This window comes from Vibrio sp. Vb0667 (genome assembly GCF_033391095.1).
Genome location: NZ_JAWPOL010000188.1, coordinates 1 through 1,369, shown reverse-complemented (window position 1 = coordinate 1,369; position 1,369 = coordinate 1). Strand labels below are relative to the sequence as shown.

1 protein-coding gene is annotated in these 1,369 nt (G+C 46.9%); it reads left to right on the top strand.

What is annotated here, in order from left to right:
* Positions 1–1,369 (top strand): SgrR family transcriptional regulator (locus tag R8269_RS24505; protein WP_318222814.1); only part of this gene is annotated, 1,369 nt, incomplete at both ends.

Sequence of the window (1,369 nt, the reverse complement as noted above, 5' to 3'; positions counted from 1 at the left end):
TTACGTGTTCAGTTCGAAACACTCTTTGAAAAATTTGCCGGTAACGACACAGAAGTTCAGCTAGAAGACATTACCGACGCTCTGTTTTGTACGCGACGAAATGCGCGTATCGTTCTCAATAAGCTCGAAGAAGAAGGGTGGATAGAATGGCACCCGGCTGCTGGCCGAGGCAAACTATCCAAACTGATCTTTAAACGCAATCGTAGTGACGTAAGCGAAAACTTAGCGAGACGCTATCTAGACGAAGGAAAAATTGGACAGGCGCTCGATGCGTTAGACAATGACGCCGCACGTTTAACCCAGGTGATTCAAGGTTATTTGGGATTGCAGCATCGACAAGGCGAGCAAGTCGTAAGATTGCCTTATTACCGACCGTTAGCCATGCTGAATCCGCAAAAGCCGATGCGTCGCTCGGAACAACACATCGCGCGACAAGTTTTTAGCGGCTTAACGCGTCTTGATGAAAGTGAACAGCTTCAACCGGATCTCGCACATACGTGGGAGGCGCTTTCTGACACTCATTGGCGTTTCTATTTGCGTCGTGGCGTACGCTTCCATAATGGCGAACCACTCACGACAGATTGTGTTGTAGAGAGCATTCTTGCTTTGAGTGGATTGAATTTGTTCTCTCACATTCAGCAAGTTTCGTCACCACAGCCTTGGACCGTTGATATTAAGCTTGTTCGTCCAGATCGCTATTTACCGTTAGCATTGAGCGAGTCTCAAGCCAAAGTCTTATTGCCACAAGCGCTTCGCTCTGAGGATTTTGACCGTAAGCCTATTGGCACAGGTCCGTTCCAAGTAAAAGTGAACGACGACAAACGCCTTATCCTTACTGCTTTCGATGGCTATTTTGGGTTTCGTCCACTGCTGGACCAAGTTGAAGTGTGGGTGATTGATGAAGCCTACTCATCAATGGTGTATCCAAGCCTGTCCAAGCCACAAATGAACAAACAAGCGTCGACCGATGAAGTGGAACTCGATCCGGGTTGTACCTTCTTGCTGCTTAACAAAAACACTGGCATCGCAAAAGACCCACGTTGGGCCGAATTTTTAAGCCAAACACTAAATAGTCATCAAATCTACGCGCACGTTCCCCAAGATAAAGTGATTGAACTGGGTGTACTGCAAGCATTTGGTTTAAAACCGGGGTGGATTGACTTAAGACCGACATCAGTTGGTGAAGTCCCGCAACAAGGTAAATCGATTACCGTCGCTTATCAGAAAAAACATCCGATGTTTCCTGTCATTGCCAAAGCAATTAAACATTTGCTCAAACCGCACAGTGTCGATGTCGAGTTTATTCGCTACGATGCCGCAGCCGCCAGACTATTGAGAAAAATTGCGCAGCAGATAATAAGCGCCAATG